This is a genomic window from Micromonospora sp. SYSU B005, assembly GCF_055362685.1.
On the sequence record NZ_JAXCFU010000006.1, the window covers coordinates 155,297 to 171,021 of the forward strand.

Sequence of the window (15,725 nt, forward strand, 5' to 3'; positions counted from 1 at the left end):
GATGCCCTTGCGGGCAAAGGTGGCCAGCTCCGTGTCGCGCACCGCCGCGGCGCTGTCGCGGGCCGCGGGCCGTGGCGACGGCTCGGTGATCGGCGGCTGGATCGGCCTCAAGATCGACCCGGACCTGCTCGCCCACCTCTCGGCCGGGCGGGCCATCGCCCTGGTGTCCGGCACCAACGGCAAGACCACCACCACCCGGCTCACCACCGCCGCGGTCGGCGTGCTGGGCCGGGTCGCCACCAACTCCTTCGGCGCGAACATGCCCACCGGCCACACCTCGGCGCTGGCAAAGGCCGGCAGCACGCCGTACGCGGTGCTGGAGGTGGACGAGCACTACCTCGCCCAGGTGCTGGAGGCGACCGAGCCGCACGTGGTGGCGCTGCTCAACCTCTCCCGCGACCAGCTCGACCGGGCCAAGGAGGTCGCCATGATGGCGCAGCTCTGGCGCGCCGCCCTGGTCCGGCACCCGCGGGTGCGTGTGGTCGCCAACGCCGACGACCCGATGGTGGTGTGGGCCGCGTGCCCGCCGGCCGACCCGGCCCAGGGCCACGTGCCGCCGCACGTCACCTGGTTCAGCGCCGGGCAGCGCTGGCACGACGACTCCTGGGTCTGCCCCGAGTGCGGCTCCACCATCCAGCGCTCCGGCGAGCAGTGGTGGTGCACCGGCTGCCCGCTGCGCCGCCCCGAGCCGAACTGGACGGTCGAGGACGACGGCGTGCTCGACCCCACCGGCGCCTGGCACAAGATCCAGCTCCAGCTCCCCGGCAAGGTCAACCTCGGCAACGCGGCCACCGCGCTGGCCGTCGCCGCCGAGTTCGGCGTACGCCCGGTGGACGCGGTGTCCCGGCTCGGCACCGTCACCTCGGTGGCCGGCCGCTACGCCCAGGTCGACCGCGACGGGCGCAACATCCGGCTGCTGCTGGCGAAGAACCCGGCGAGCTGGCTGGAGGCGTTCGACATGGCCGACGTCGCGCCGACACTGCTGTCCATCAACGCCCGCGACCCCGACGGGCTGGACACCTCCTGGCTGTTCGACGTGGACTTCTCCCCGCTGACCGGCCGGCAGGTGCTGATCACCGGCGACCGGGCGTACGACCTGGCGGTGCGGCTGGAAGTGAACGGCGTGCCGTTCCAGCACGTCCGCAGCTTCGACGAGGCCGTCCGCGCGGTGCCGCCGGGCCGGCTGGAGGTCATCGCCAACTACACCGCCTTCCAGGACATCCGAGCGGAGCTGGACCGTGTCAACTGAGAGCCTGCGCATCGTCTGGATCTATCCCGACCTGCTGTCCACCTACGGCGACCGGGGCAACGCGCTGATCCTGGCCCGCCGGGCCCAGCTGCGCGGCATGCCGGTCGAGGTGCTGGAGGTCCGCTCCGACCAGCGGCTGCCCGCCACCGCCGACATCTACCTGCTCGGCGGCGGTGAGGACGGCCCGCAGGCGCTCGGCGCCCAGCGCCTGATCGCCGACGGCGGTCTGCACCGGGCGGTGGCCCAGGGTTCGGTGGTGTTCGGCGTCTGCGCCGGCTACCAGCTGCTCGGCACCTCCTTCTTCGCCAAGGGCACCCGCTGCGCCGGCCTGGAGCTGCTCGACCTCTCCTCCGACCGCGGCCCCACCCGGGCGGTCGGCGAGCTGGCCGGTGAGGTCGACCCGCGGCTGGGCATCCCGCACCTGTCCGGGTTCGAGAACCACGGCGGTCGCACCCACCTCGGCCCGGGCGTGTCCCCGCTGGCCCGGGTCACCACCGGGGTCGGCAACGACGGCGCCACCGAGGGCGCGTGGCGGGGCAAGCTGCTCGGCACCTACTCGCACGGCCCGGCGCTGGCGCGCAACCCCGACCTGGCCGACCTGCTGCTGCGCTGGGCGACCGGCATCCACCAGCTTCCGCCGCTCGACGACACCTGGGCCGACCGCCTCCGCTCCGAACGCCGCACCGCGGTGGCCGCCGCCCCGAGGCCGTGACCGGCGCCGCCCGGCCGGGGCGGCGACCGGTGGCCCGGCGGCTCGCCGGGTTGCTGCGGCAGCCCTCGGTGCGCCGGTTCGGGCTGCTCCTGCTGCTGCTCGCCGGGTTCGGCGTGACGCTGCTGCTGGTGCCCCGGCCGGACCCGGCCGACCTGCCCCGGCTCGCCGACTCGCTCGGCGGCTACGGCCCGCCCGCGGCGGTGATCGGCGGCGCGCTGCTGCTGGTGGCGCTGGTGCCGCGGACGTTCGTCACGCTGGCCGCGGGCGCGATCTTCGGCCCGGTGCAGGGCGCCGCGTACGCGCTCGGCGCGGCGCTGCTCGCGGCGGCCATCGGCTTCACAGTGGGCCGGGTGCTGGGCCGCGAGTTCGTCGCCGAGCGGGTCCGCGGCCGGCTGGCCCGCCTCGACGGCTGGTTCGCCCGGCAGAGCGTCTTCGGCGTGGTCACCGTGCGGCTGCTGCCGATCGCCGGGTTCGGCCTGGTCAGCTACGGCTACGGCACCACCGCGGCCCGGATCCTGCCGTTCCTGGCCGGCAGCGTGATCGCCTCCGCCCCCACCGCGATCGGCTACGCGGCGATCGGCGCCGCCGCGACAAGTCCCGGTTCGATCAACTGGTACGCGGCTGCGCCGGCGAGCCTCGGCCTGATCGCCAGTGTGCTGATCATCCACCGCTGGTGGCGGGCCGAACGGCGACGCCGCGCGACCTGACCGGCGGTGGGCGTGTCCAGGGTGCGGACACGCCCACAGGCCGGGTCAGGCGACGACCGACACCATCCGGCCCTTCACCACGATCACCTTGCGCGGCTCCTTGCCGCCCAGCGCGCCGGCGACCGCCTCCAGCGCGGTCGCGCGGACGGTCTCCTCGGACGCGTCGGCGGGCACCTCGACCCGGCCCCGGACCTTGCCGTTCACCTGCACCGGGTAGGTGACCGACTCGGCCACCAGCAGGGCCGGGTCGGCGACCGGGAAGTCCGCGTACGCCAGCGAGGTCTCGTGGCCCAGCTTGCGCCACAGCTCCTCGGCCATGTGCGGGGCGAACGGGGCGACCATCAGCACCAGCGGCTCGGCCACCTCGCGCGGCGTACGCGCCAGCCGGGTCAGGCCGTTCGTCAGCTCGATCAGCTTGGCGATGGCCGTGTTGAACCGGATCCCGTCCATGTCGGCGCGGACCCCGTCGATCGCCTTGTGCAGCAGCCGCCGGGTCGCCTCGTCGGCCGGCTCGTCGGTGACCCGCAGCTCACCGGTCTGCTCGTCGACGACGGTGCGCCAGACCCGCTGCAGGAACCGGTACGCGCCGACGACGGCCCGGGTCTCCCACGGGCGGGACACCTCCAGCGGGCCCATCGACATCTCGTACACCCGGAACGTGTCCGCGCCGTACGCCGCGCACATGTCGTCCGGGGTGACCACGTTCTTCAGCGACTTGCCCATCTTGCCGTACTCGCGCCGCACCTCGGTCTCGCCGTGGAACCAACGGCCGTCGACCTCGACGACCTCCTCGGCGGGCACGTAGGCGCCGCGCGGGTCGACGAACGCGTACGCCTGGATCATGCCCTGGTTGAACAGGCGGCGGAACGGCTCGAACGACGACACGTGGCCCAGGTCGTACAGCACCTTGTGCCAGAAACGCGCGTACAGCAGGTGCAGCACGGCGTGCTCGGCGCCGCCGACGTACAGGTCGGTGCCACCGCAGTCGCCGTCGCGGCGCGGCCCCATCCAGTACGCCTCGTTCTCCGGGTCGGCGAAGCGCTGCGAGTCGGCCGGGTCCAGGTAGCGCAGCTCGTACCAGCAGGAGCCGGCCCACTGCGGCATCACGTTGGTCTCGCGGGTGTAGCGCTTCGGCCCGTCGCCCAGGTCCAGCTCCACCTCCACCCAGTCGCGCCGCCGCGACAGCGGGGTCTCCGGGGTGCTGTCGGCGTCCTCCGGGTCGAACGTCTTCGGCGAGAAGTCCTCCACCTCGGGCAGCTCGACCGGCAGCATCGACTCGGGCAGCGCGATCGGCGCCCCGGTCTCGTCGTAGACGATCGGGAACGGCTCACCCCAGTAGCGCTGCCGGGAGAACAGCCAGTCGCGCAGCCGCCAGGTGACCGCGCCGGCGCCGTGCCCGTTCGCCTCCAGCCACTCGATGATCCGGGCCTTCGCGTCGGCGACGCCCAGGCCGTCCAGGTCGATGCCGCGCTCCGGCGCGGCGCTGTTGATCGCCGGGCCGTCACCGGTGTACGCCTTGCCGTCGAAGCCCTCCGGCGGCTGCACGGTCCGCACGATCGGCAGCTCGAAGACCTCGGCGAAGTCCCAGTCCCGCTCGTCCTGGGCCGGCACCGCCATGATCGCGCCGGTGCCGTACCCGGCCAGCACGTAGTCGGCGATGAAGATCGGGATCTGCCCGCCGGTCACCGGGTTGGTCGCGTAGGCGCCGACGAAGACGCCGGTCTTCTCCTTGCTGTCCGCCTGCCGCTCCACGTCCGTCTTGGCCGCGGCGGCCTTCCGGTACGCCTCGACGGCCTCACGCGGGCCGGCGTGCCCGCCGGTCCAGGCGTCCTTCGTCCCCTCCGGCCAGGCGGCCGGCGTCAGCACGTCGACCAGTTCGTGCTCGGGCGCCAGCACCATGTAGGTGGCGCCGAAGACGGTGTCCGGCCGGGTCGTGAACACCCGCACCGGGGCGGCGTCGGTCGGGAAGTCGATGTGCGCGCCGGTCGACCGGCCGATCCAGTTGCGCTGCTGCAGCTTGATCGGCTCCGGCCAGTCCAGTGTGTCCAGGTCCTCCAGCAGCCGGTCCCCGTACGCGGTGATCCGCATCATCCACTGCTTCAGGTTGCGCTTGAAGACCGGGAAGTTGCCGCGCTCGGACCGGCCGTCGGCGGTGACCTCCTCGTTGGCCACCACGGTGCCCAGTCCCGGGCACCAGTTCACCGGCGCCTCCGAGACGTACGCCAGGCGGTGGTCGTCGACGACCTTGCGCCGCTCCCCCACGGTCAGCTCGGCCCACGGACGCCCGTCCGGGGTGGCGCGGGTGCCGCCCTCGAACTCGGCGATCAGCTCGGCGATCGGCCGGGCCTTCTTGGCGTCCGCGTCGTACCAGGAGTTGAAGATCTGCAGGAAGATCCACTGGGTCCAGCGGTAGAAGTCGGTGTCGATGGTCGCCACCGAGCGCCGCTCGTCGTGAGCCAGCCCCAGCCGGCGCAGCTGCGCCTTGAACCGCTCGATGTTGGCCTCGGTGGTGGTCCGCGGGTGGGTGCCGGTCTGCACCGCGTACTGCTCGGCGGGCAGGCCGAACGCGTCGAAGCCCATCGCGTGCAGCACGTTGCGCCCGGCCATCCGCTGGTAACGGGCGTAGCAGTCGGTGCCGATGTAGCCCAGCGGGTGACCGACGTGCAGGCCGGCACCGGACGGGTACGGGAACATGTCCAGCACGTACATCTTCTCGGCGCCCGCCCGCGGGTGGCCCGGGTCGGCCAGCGGGCCGACCGGGTTCGGCGCGTGGAAGGTGCCCTCCCGCGCCCAGGTGTCCTGCCAGCGGTGCTCGATCTCGTCGGCCAGGGCGGCGGTGTACCGGAACGGGGGGATGTCGGTCGCCGGTGCGGCTGCCTCACTCATGGCGTCTCCTCGGCGCGGATCGATTCGAAAAAATTGTGGGCGGTCTGCTGCGGGCACAAAAAAGCCCCTCGCGCAGGAGGGGCGGCCGTGCTGTCGCGCTTTCAGCGCATCAACACGGCTCGGTAAGAAGCAGGAAGAACCCGGCCATGCAGGCAGTGTACCTCGCACCCCTCGGTGGCGGCGCGCCCGTTCCACCCGCGGCGGCCGGTCCCCCGGTCCGGCGAATATTCCGGGCGTAACCGACCGACCACCTGCGGGAGTCGGCAGTAACGACAAACATGGTTAGCCTGAGATACCAATGAGATTTCTGCGGCAGACGAGGCTCGGCGTCGCGAACCCAACGGCGGGTCCAGGTGCTCTATAAAGAGCTGCCGTCCAGGCGACGAGGAGGAGGCCCGTGACACAACAGACCTGGGACGAGGTGGGCGGTCTGCTGCCGCACGACGAGTTCCGCGCCGCCAGCGAGGCCATCGTGGCCAACATCGAGCAGGTCATCGAGGGCAAGACCGCCACCGTCCGGCTCGCCCTGGCGGTGCTGCTGGCCGAGGGTCACCTGCTCATCGAGGACGTGCCCGGCGTCGGCAAGACCAAGCTCGCCAAGGCGATGGCCCGGTCCATCGACTGCTCGGTCCGGCGGATCCAGTTCACCCCCGACCTGCTTCCCAGCGACGTCACCGGTGTCAGCGTCTACAACCAGGAGACGCACGACTTCGAGTTCCGCCCCGGCGCGGTCTTCGCCAACCTGGTGGTCGGCGACGAGATCAACCGGGCCTCGCCGAAGACCCAGTCGGCGCTGCTGGAGTGCATGGAGGAGCGGCAGGTCACCGTCGACGGGGTCACCTACCAGTTGCAGACGCCGTTCATGGTGATCGCGACGCAGAACCCGATCGAGATGGAGGGCACCTACCCGCTGCCCGAGGCGCAGCGCGACCGGTTCACCGCCCGCATCGCCATGGGCTACCCGGACCCGCGCGCCGAGCTGGCCATGCTCGACGGGCACGGCGCCACCGACCCGCTGCCCGGGCTGCGGCCGGTCTCCGACGCGGCCACCGTCCGCCGGCTGATCGGCCACGTCCGGCAGGTACACGTCGCCGACGCCGTCAAGCAGTACGCGATCGACCTGGTCACCGCCACCCGGGAGGCGCCCGACCTGCGCCTGGGCGCGTCCCCGCGGGCCACGCTCCAGCTGCTGCGCACCGCCCGCGCGGTGGCCGCCCTGGAGGGCCGCGACTACGTCCTGCCGGACGACCTCCAGGTCCTCGCGGTGCCGGTGCTGGCGCACCGGATCATCCCGACCGCGGACGCGCAGCTGGCCCGGCGCACCACCGACGCGATCGTCTCCGAGCTGGTGCACCGCCTGCCACTCCCGCACGACCGGCAGCGCTCGCCGTACGACACCCGCCCCGGCGGCGGCAACAACGGCCGCGGGCCGTACGAGCCGCGGAGGCCGTGACGTGCGCGACGGCCTGCGTGGGCTGACCACCCGCGGCCGCTCCTTCCTGGCGGCCGCGGTGGCCGCGGCGATCTCCGCCGGCATCCTGGGCGAGAAGGACCTGCTCCGGGTGGCGGTCCTGCTCGCCGTGCTGCCGCTGCTGGCCGCCGCGTACGTCGGGCGCAGCCGGTACAAGCTGGCCTGCAACAGGTCGCTGGAGCCGCACCGGGTGCCGGTCGGGGCCAGCTCCCGCGTGGTGCTGCGGCTGCAGAACCTGTCCCGCCTGCCCACCGGCACGCTGCTGCTGGAGGACCGCCTGCCGTACGCGCTGGGCAGCCGGCCCCGGGTGGTGCTGGAGCGGCTCGGCGCGCACCAGGCCAGCTCCGTGGCGTACACGGTCCGCGCGGACGTGCGCGGCCGCTACGAGGTGGGGCCGCTGGTGATCCGGCTGACCGACCCGTTCGGCCTGTGCGAGCTGACCCGGTCGTTCCCCAGCACCGACCACCTCACGGTGATCCCGCAGGTCACCCCGCTGCCGTCGGTCCGGCTACCAGGTGAGTACGCCGGCAGCGGCGACAGCCGGGCCCGGTCGGTGGCGGTGCACGGCGAGGACGACGCCGCCACCCGGGAGTACCGGAGGGGCGACGACCTGCGCCGGGTGCACTGGAAGTCCACCGCCCGCACCGGTGAGCTGATGGTGCGCCGCGAGGAGCAGCCGTGGGAGAGCCGCGCCACGGTGGTGCTCGACACCCGTGCCGGCGGGCACCGGGGCGAGGGCCCGACGGCCAGCTTCGAGTGGGCGGTCTCGGCCGCCGCCAGCATCGCCGTGCACCTGCGCGAGGCCGGCTACAAGCTGCGGCTGGTCACCGGCAACGGCGCCGACGTCGGCGCCACCGAGGCGGGCGGCGAGGGACTGCTGCTCGACCACCTCGCCGACGTGCACCTGGACCGGCGCGGCGAGATCACCACGCTCGTGCAGCAGGTCCGGCAGCGGGCCGACGGCGGTCTGATCATCGCGCTGCTCGGCACGCTCGGCACCGCCGAGGCGGAACTGCTGGCCGGGCTGCGCGGCAACGGCGCCACCTGCGTGGCGTTCCTGCTCGACAGCAACACCTGGCTCAACCTGCCACCGAACGCCCGGGCCGAGGCGGAGCGGGCACACGGCGCCGCCGCGCTCACGCTGCTGCAGAGCGGTTGGCGGGTCATCGGGGTGGAGCACGGCACCCGGCTGCCGATGCTGTGGCCGCAGGCCGGACGGGGCTCGCAGGGCTTCGCGCTGCGGGCCGCCATGGCCGAGACGGTGGCCGGCGGACGACGATGACGGGAAGGATCCCCCTGTGACCCCGCACCGCAACATCGGGTTCGTCGCCGCGGCGGCGACACTGCTGGCGGCGGCCCCCCTGTCGGCGATCTTCGAACGCTGGACCTGGCTGATCCAGGCCGCCGTCGTGGTCGCCGTGGTGGCCGGCGCGGCCGCGTTGAGCCGGCTGGGCCGGTTCCCGCTGTGGGGGCAGGTACTGGCCATGCTGGGCGGGCTGACCCTGGGCCTGACCTGGGTCTTCCCCGGCGGCACCGAACTGCTCGCGTTCGTGCCGACCCCGGCCACGTTCGCCCACTTCGGCGACCTGCTCCAGACGTCGTTGCAGGACATGCGCTCGTACGGCGTGAAGGTGCCGGACGTCGACTCGCTGCTGTTCCTCGCGGTGCTCGGCATCGGCGCGGTCGCGGTGGTGGTGGACGTGCTCGCGGTCGGGTTGCGCCGCCCGGCGCTGGCCGGTCTGCCGATGCTCGCCATCTACTCGGTGCCGGTCGCGGTCTACGTGGACAGCGTCCCGGCCACCCCGTTCGTGGTCGGCGCCGCCGGTTACCTCTGGCTGCTGGTCACCGACAACGTCGACCGGGTACGCCGGTTCGGCCGCCGGTTCACCGGCGAGGGCCGTGACGTGGACGTCTGGGAGGCGTCCCCGCTCGCCGCGGCCGGACGGCGGCTCGCCGTGGTCGGCGTGATCGTGGCGGTGGCGCTGCCGCTCGCAGTGCCCGGGATGACCGGCGGGCTGCTGAACAACGTCGGCGCCGGGCCCGGCGAAGGCAACGGGCGCCCGGGCCAGGGCGGCAGCTCGGGCCGGGTCGACCTGTTCGCGGCGCTCAGCGGCCAGCTCAACCAGAACGAGGAAGTCGAGCTGGTCAAGGTCAGTACCAACGAGACCACCCCGTTCTACCTGCGCCTGGGCGTGGTGGACGACCTGCGGCCGAGCGGCTTCCAGGCACGTGTGCCTACCGGGCGGCCGATCACCCGCCCGCTGCCCGACCCGGGGGAACGCGCCACGCGCGGTGTCGAGCAGCAGCGCTACCGCGCCACGGTCGAGGTGACGAAGAACCTCAACATGCCGTTGCTGCCGGTCTACGCCGAGCCAATCAACACCGACGACCTCAACGGCAACTGGCTGTACGACCCGAACCAGCAGGTCGTCTTCTCCAACCGGGACAACGCCCGCGGCAAGAGCTACTCGTTCGACTACGTACGGTCCACGTTCAGCCCGGCGGCGCTGCGCGCGGCCCCGTCGCTGCCCTCGGACAGCCCGGTGATGCGGCAGCAGACCGAGCGGCCGTCCGTCCCGGCCGTCGAGGAACTGGTCGCGCAGCTGGTGAAGGGCAAGTCGAACGACTACGACAAGGTCCGGGCGATCTACGACTACTTCTCCGTGGAGAACGGCTTCACCTACGCGCTGTCCACCCGCAACGGCAGCAGCGGGGAGGACATCACCGACTTCCTCGCCACCAAGGTCGGCTACTGCCAGCAGTACGCGGCGGCGATGGCCTGGCTGGTCCGGGCCGCCGGTATCCCGGCCCGGGTGGCCGTCGGGTTCACCAACGGCGGCAACGCCGACGGCAGCACATACGTGCTGACCAACCGCAACCTGCACGCCTGGACCGAGGTCAACTTCAGCGGGATCGGCTGGGTGCCGTTCGACGCCACCCCGGCGGCGGCCGTGACGGGCTCGGTCCGCTCGGCCTGGGCGCCGGACATCGACGCCCCCGAGGAGGTCACCCCGTCGGCCGGCAGCACCAGCGCTCCCGACGCGGCCGGCCCGTCGGCCGGGCCGAACGAGGCGGACCGGCTGGACAAGGACACCGACCAGGGCCTGACGCTGAACCAGGGCGGCCCGGCCGAGGAGAGCCCGGTCTGGCCGTGGTGGCTGGCCGGTGCGCTGGCGCTGCTGGCGCTGCTCGCCGTACCGGCCCTGCGCCGCTCCGCGCTGCGCCGACGCCGGCGCGTCCGGGCGGTCCCGCCCGCGGCCACCGCGCTGCCGGTGCCGGGCCAGCGCGGCGAGACGCGGCCGGTCGTCGTCGGCGTGGACGCCGAGGCGGCCCGCGCCGACGCGCACGCCGCCTGGGACGAGCTGCTCGACACGCTCGTCGACTTCCACGTCCGGGTGGACCGCACGGAGACCCCACGGGCCACCGCCGAACGGCTGGCCCGGGAGGCACTCGCCGAGAAGGGCGACGCCGTGACCGGGGTACGCCTGCTCGGCCGCGCCGAGGAGCGCGCCCGTTACGCGCGTGACCCGCTGACCGACGCGGAGTTGCAGCCGGCGCTGCGCACGGTCCGGGGCGCGCTGGCGGCGGGCGCGGACCGCCGTACCCGGCTGCTGGCCGCGCTGCTGCCCCCGTCGGTGCTGCAGCGTTGGCGTACCGCCCTGGCCGAGCGGTCGGCAATGGTGGTGACCGCGAGCGGTCAGGTCCGGCAGCACATGACCCGCTGGAGCCCGCGCCGCCTCCTGGCCCACCGTCCCACCCGCTGACCCACCCGCCCGCCCCGCCCCCTCCCGCCCGCCCCGCCCGCCCTTCGGCGTCGATCAAGGAGTTTGTGTCCAAACCCCCGCTGAAGACACAAACTCCTTGATCACCGCTCCTGGCCGGCCACGCACGAGATCTTGGTACGAAACGGCCCCCATAAGGGCCCTTTCGTACCAAGATCTACGGCGGCTCCCGGGATACGGGCAGCGAATCCCGCCTGCCGGGCGAGCACGGCTGATCAGGCGAGCTGGGCGCCCCGCCCCGCCCCGCCCCGCCCCGGCCCGGCCCGCCCCGGCCCGGCCCGGCGGCCTCGACGATCTTGCAGTTTGCGCCCGGGCGAAGGGGACATTCGGGGCACCGCTCGGGCCGAAAGTGCAAGATCGCGGGTGAGGGCGGGTGTGGCGCCTGCTGGCGGGCGCGAGGAGGCGCTTGGCGTGGCGCTGAGGCGGGGAGGCTTGGGCACGACGGGGAGCTGCTCTGCCGCGACCCCGGGCACGGTGCACACGCCCACGCGCGGGGCGACCCGGGCACGGTGCACACACGCTCACGTGCGGGGCGATCCGGGCACGGTGCGCACGCCCACGCGCGGGGCGATCCGGGCGCGGTGCACACACGCTCACGTGCGGGGCGATCCGGGCATCACGTGCTGACGGAGGCGCCCGGCGGTGCGCATACGAGGCGGACCGCCGGGGGCGGCGCCGAGTGGCGGGGCAGTGAGTGGACGGTGGGGTCGATCGCGGGCACGACTGAGGCCGGGCCCTCGCCCGCGCTGCCCGGCGACCGGCAGCAGGGCACCCCGGCGGCGCTCGCCAGCCTGTTACGGAGGCGCCGCCGGTTTCCCGCCCCGGGTCAGGGGCGGGACGCGGTCAGCGGTGGCCCTCCGGGCGCTGCCGCCAGCGGTCCTCCATCCGATCGAGGAAGGAGCCCCGGCGACCACCACCACTGCGGCCACGGGGACGACGCCGGCTCGTTGTGCCGCCGACCACGTGCAGGTCGGGCGACTGGGATCGGCGGTGCGACTGCACCGCGTAGCCCAACGAGGCCAGCATGACGACGAAACCCGCCACGGCCACCGCGGGAATCTTGATCACGGCACCGTAGATCAACAGGGCCAGACCAGCGACGACCACGCCGGCAGCGACGAGCACGCGACGCCGCGCGTGGAAACGCGGGTCGCTGGCGCGCACGGCCGAGGCGAACTTGGGGTCCTCGGCAAGCGACCGCTCGATCTGCTCGAACAGCCGCTGCTCGTGCTCCGAGAGCGGCACGGCACTCCTCCCCGGTCACGTTGGTCGGCCCGGGCGGGCCGACAGACCGTGGCAGCCAACCGGCTGCTTACCCGCAAGTCTACGAGGGCCCCCGCGCGTCGGAAAGCGGGACGACCTACGGCCGGGTCGGTTTTTCGACTTGTCGTGTATCACGACGGCCGAGAAGACTGGCCGGACCTATGACGGACCGCCCGAATCGGGCGGCCGCCGCGTCGGCCGCCGCCTCCGCCTCGCGCCAGCCGCGCTCGGGCGCACCGAGGGTGAGCTGCTGCGGGGTCTCCCCGGCGGGGGCGAGACCTTCCATCCGGACCCCGACCAGCCGAACCGGCTCGCCCGGGGCGAGCGCGCCCCACAGCGCCCAGGCCGTGTCGAACATCTCCCGGGCGGTGTCGGTGGGCACGGCGAGGGTGCGGGAGCGGCTGATCGTCCGGAAGTCGGCGAAACGGACCTTGAGCGACACCGTACGGCCCACCTGCCCGGCCGCCCGCAGCCGAGCGCCGGCCTTGTCGGCGAGCGCGAGCAGGGACCGCCGGATCTCGTCCGGGTCGGTCACGTCGATGTCGAACGTGACCTCCGCGCCGATCGACTTCTCCACCTGGTCGGGCGTGACGCCGCGCGGGTCACGCCCCCAGGCCAACTCGTGCAGGTGGGCGGCGGACGCCTCGCCCACGGCCCGGCGCAGCAGGCCGGCCGGCGCTTCGGCGAGGTCGCGTACGGTGCGCAGGCCGAGGCGGCGCAGCGCGTCCGCCGAGCGCTCCCCCACGCCCCACAGCGCGGACACCGGCAGCGGGTGCAGGAACTCCAGCACCTGGGCGGCCGGGACCACGAGCAGGCCGTCGGGTTTGGCCCGGGTGGAGCCGAGCTTCGCCACGAACTTGCTCGGCCCCACGCCCACCGAACAGGTCAGCTGTTGCTCCTCGGCGACCCGGCGGCGGATCAGCGCGGCGATGTCGGCGGGCCGGCCGAACAGCCGTCGGGCGCCCGCCACGTCGAGGAACGCCTCGTCCAGCGACAGCGGCTCGACCAGCGGCGTGACGTCCCGGAAGATCCGCATGACCGCCCGCGACGCCTCGGTGTAGGCGGTGAAGTCGGGCGGGAGGTAGACCGCGCCGGGGCACAGCGCGCGGGCACGGGCGGTGGGCATGGCGCTGCGGACGCCGTACCGCCGGGCCTCGTAGCTGGCGGAGCTGACCACGCCGCGCGGGCCGACGCCGCCCACCACCACCGGCCGGCCGCGCAACTCGGGGCGGCGGCGCACCTCCACTGAGGCGTAGAACGCGTCCATGTCGACGTGCAGGATGGTGCAGCCGGTGTCGTCGGCGTCCGGCCCGAAGCGGGGGTCACCGCCTCGGGGCAACGACTGGCTGCGGCCCATGCCAGCAGGCTAGCCCGCCGGTCCGACAACCCCACCGCCCGCCGACCCCGCACGAGGCGGGGCCGACCCGGGCCCGCGGCCACCAGCGCACCAGCACGGACGAAGCGGGGTCAGCCCCGGATCACCAGCAGCGGGACTGTCATCTCGGCGGCGGTGTCCGCGCCGTGGTACGCCACCAGCCGCGACGCCATCGGCGGTTCGGAGCGCGTGGCGACCACCGCGTACGTGTCCCGGCAGACCACCACCACGTCGCCGATCCGGGTCAGGTGTGCCTCGGGCACCGGCCCGAACCAGCCGGTCGCCACCGCCTCGGCGCGGGTCAGCACCTGCGCGGCCGGGCCCAGCACCTCGGTCCAGGCGGCCACCACGTCGGCCTCGGCGCCCGGCTCGACGTGCAGGTAGCGGACCCGGGGCTCACCGGCGACCACTCGCACCCCGGCCCGCAGCCGGGGGTCGGTGTCCAGGTCGATGCGGTGCGCGGCGGGCACGTCGAGCTGGCCGTGGTCGGCGGTGACCAGCAGCGCGGCGTCCGGCGGCAGCCCGTCGACGAGCCGGGCCAGCAGGACGTCCACCTCGGCCGCGGCGGTCCGCCAGGGCGCGGAGGCGACGCCGCTGAGGTGCCCGTGCCGGTCCAGGTCGGGGTGGTAGCCGGAGACCAGTGCGGGCCCGTTCCCGGCGGCCAGCGCCGCCAGCATCCGGGCGGCGAGCGCGTCGACACCTGCCGCGCCCCGGTAGTCGCCGCCCCGGTTGGCGGCGAGTGTGAGGCCGCTGCCGGCGAACTCGGGACGGCTGACCACCGTCACCGCGACCCCGGCGGCGCGCGCCCGCTGGTACCAGGTGGGCACCGGCTGCCAGCTCGCCGGATCGGGGTCGCCGGCCCAGTCGACGTGGTTGAGCACCCGGTCGGTGCCGGGCACCCGGACCGTGAAGCCGAGCACGCCGTGCGCGCCGGACCCGGTGCCGGTGCCGAGGCTGACCAGGCTGGTCGGGGTGGTGGACGGGAAGCCGGTGGTGAGCGGCCGACCGGCGGTGGCGGCCAGGCCGGCGAGCGTCGGGGCGTACGGGGCGGCGGTGGGGATCTGGTACCAGCCGAGGCCGTCGATGAGCAGCACCGCGATCCGGCGTACCCCGGCCAGGCGCGGGGCCAGGCCGAGCCGGTCGGTCGCGCCCGGTACGCCGAGCAGCGCCAGCGCGCTGGGCAGCACGTCGGTCAGGGCGCCGCCGTCGTAGCGCGGCGCCACCCGGTCCAGCGGGCCGGGAGCCGGGCCGGGAGCCGGATCGGGAGCCGGGCCGGTCATGCCGGGCGGCGGGCGAACAGGTGCAGCTGGGCGGCGAGATCGCGGTACGGGGACCGGACGGCGAGTGCGCGCTCCAGCTCCACCAGGGCGGCCTGCTGGCCGTCGGCCACCGCGGCCGGGAGAAGGTCGACGAGCACCCGTACCCCGTGGATCTCCTCCACGACGAGGCCGGCGGTGGTGAGCAGCGCGCTCGCGTCGGCGGCGTCGTAGCGGCGGCGCAGCGTGTCCCGGCCGCCGGTGGTGCCGTGCGGGTCGGCGGCGAGCGCGGCGGCGGCGTCCAGTTGCCCGTTCATCGCCCGGCCGAACACGGCGGCGGCCCGGCCGGCGACGAGTACGCTCGCCGCGCCACCCGGCCGCAACGCGGTGACCAGCGCGGACATCACCGGTTCCGGGTCGTCGACCACCTCGAGGACGGAGTGGCAGAGCACCAGGTCCACGGTGGCCGGTTCGACGAGTCCGGTGAGCGCGTCGGCGTCGCCCTGCGTCGCGCGTACCCGATCGGCGACCCCGGCCTCGGCGGCCCGGCGGGTCAGCGCGGCGAGCGCGTCGGGGCTGGCGTCGACCACTGTGACCCGGTGACCGGCCTCGGCGAGCGGGACGGCGAAGCCGCCGGTCCCGCCGCCGACGTCGAGCACGGAGAGTCGTTCGCCGGCCCGCCGGTCCAGCTCGGCCCGGAGCACCGACCAGATGACGGCGGTGCGGGGGGTGAGGGTTCGGATCTGCTCCACGCGCCGAGCCTAGTCACCCCCCGGCCCGGGTTCAGGACTCGCCGCCGCCGGCGGGGTCGTCCTCGGCGCGGGAACGCTGGTGGTTGGCCACCGGGCCGTCGGTCACCTGGTATTCCCGCGGCTCGGCCTCGTGGGTGGGTGCCCAGTCGGCGCCGAGGCGGGTCCGTCGGGCGTTCGCCACGCCACCGGCGTTAGTGCGGTGAAAGGTCATCGGTTCATCCCCCATACCCCGGGTGGGCCACTCTGCCCACCCGCGTCGGGAGTCTCCCGCC

Annotated in this window: 12 protein-coding genes; 6 read left to right on the forward strand and 6 right to left on the reverse strand. The window is 74.3% G+C overall.

All coding sequences use genetic code 11. The annotated features are described in order from the left end of the window. Position 1: 1 nt before the first annotated feature. From SM452_RS16255 to SM452_RS16265, 3 genes are read left to right on the forward strand one after another with little or no spacing between them, the layout of a single operon-like run. The gene (locus tag SM452_RS16255) at positions 2–1,249 is read left to right on the forward strand and encodes a MurT ligase domain-containing protein (RefSeq protein WP_128138608.1); all 1,248 of its coding nucleotides are present in this window, start codon (positions 2–4) and stop codon (positions 1,247–1,249) included. Beyond that, positions 1,239–1,961: a type 1 glutamine amidotransferase gene (locus tag SM452_RS16260; protein ID WP_013287612.1), complete on the forward strand. Its 723-nt coding sequence runs from the start codon at positions 1,239–1,241 to the stop codon at positions 1,959–1,961. Before SM452_RS16255 ends, SM452_RS16260 begins: the two co-directional genes overlap by 11 nt. 29 nt (positions 1,962–1,990) lie before the next feature. Beyond that, positions 1,991–2,668: a TVP38/TMEM64 family protein gene (locus tag SM452_RS16265; protein WP_463840198.1), complete on the forward strand. Its 678-nt coding sequence runs from the start codon at positions 1,991–1,993 to the stop codon at positions 2,666–2,668. A gap of 45 nt (positions 2,669–2,713) precedes the next feature. On the opposite strand, the gene leuS is transcribed toward SM452_RS16265, so the two are convergent. Further along, positions 2,714–5,554, reverse strand: coding sequence for a leucine--tRNA ligase (leuS, locus tag SM452_RS16270; RefSeq protein ID WP_463840199.1), 2,841 nt, complete (start codon positions 5,552–5,554; stop codon positions 2,714–2,716). A gap of 397 nt (positions 5,555–5,951) precedes the next feature. On the opposite strand from leuS, the gene SM452_RS16275 reads away from it, so the two are divergent. The 3 genes from SM452_RS16275 to SM452_RS16285 are packed head-to-tail and all read left to right on the forward strand — an operon-like array spanning position 5,952 to position 10,789. Further along, positions 5,952–7,007 (forward strand): AAA family ATPase, encoded by a 1,056-nt coding sequence (locus SM452_RS16275; protein ID WP_013287615.1) that lies wholly within the window; start codon positions 5,952–5,954, stop codon positions 7,005–7,007. Position 7,008: 1 nt separating this feature from the next. After that, on the forward strand, positions 7,009–8,307 hold the full coding sequence (locus SM452_RS16280; protein ID WP_262014585.1) for a DUF58 domain-containing protein: 1,299 nt from the start codon (positions 7,009–7,011) through the stop codon (positions 8,305–8,307). Positions 8,308–8,323: 16 nt separating this feature from the next. After that, the gene (locus SM452_RS16285) at positions 8,324–10,789 is read left to right on the forward strand and encodes a transglutaminase TgpA family protein (protein WP_463840200.1); all 2,466 of its coding nucleotides are present in this window, start codon (positions 8,324–8,326) and stop codon (positions 10,787–10,789) included. An 861-nt stretch (positions 10,790–11,650) separates the two neighbouring features. On the opposite strand, the gene SM452_RS16290 is transcribed toward SM452_RS16285, so the two are convergent. From SM452_RS16290 to SM452_RS16310, 5 genes are all read right to left on the reverse strand, one after another. Further along, a complete protein-coding gene (locus SM452_RS16290; RefSeq protein WP_128139017.1) occupies positions 11,651–12,052 on the reverse strand; it encodes a DUF3040 domain-containing protein in 402 nt (133 codons plus the stop codon). 115 nt (positions 12,053–12,167) lie between these two features. Beyond that, complete coding sequence (locus tag SM452_RS16295; protein ID WP_463840201.1) at positions 12,168–13,427, reverse strand: DNA polymerase IV; 1,260 nt, start codon at positions 13,425–13,427, stop codon at positions 12,168–12,170. 110 nt (positions 13,428–13,537) lie between these two features. Further along, positions 13,538–14,725 carry an alkaline phosphatase family protein gene (locus tag SM452_RS16300; protein ID WP_463840202.1) on the reverse strand — a complete coding sequence of 396 codons (1,188 nt, stop codon included), beginning with the start codon at positions 14,723–14,725 and terminating at the stop codon, positions 13,538–13,540. Further along, positions 14,722–15,453 (reverse strand): methyltransferase domain-containing protein, encoded by a 732-nt coding sequence (locus tag SM452_RS16305; RefSeq protein WP_463840203.1) that lies wholly within the window; start codon positions 15,451–15,453, stop codon positions 14,722–14,724. The genes SM452_RS16300 and SM452_RS16305 overlap by 4 nt, the downstream gene beginning before the upstream one ends. Positions 15,454–15,484: 31 nt before the next feature. Beyond that, complete coding sequence (locus SM452_RS16310) at positions 15,485–15,664, reverse strand: hypothetical protein (protein WP_013287622.1); 180 nt, start codon at positions 15,662–15,664, stop codon at positions 15,485–15,487. Positions 15,665–15,725: the final 61 nt, after the last annotated feature.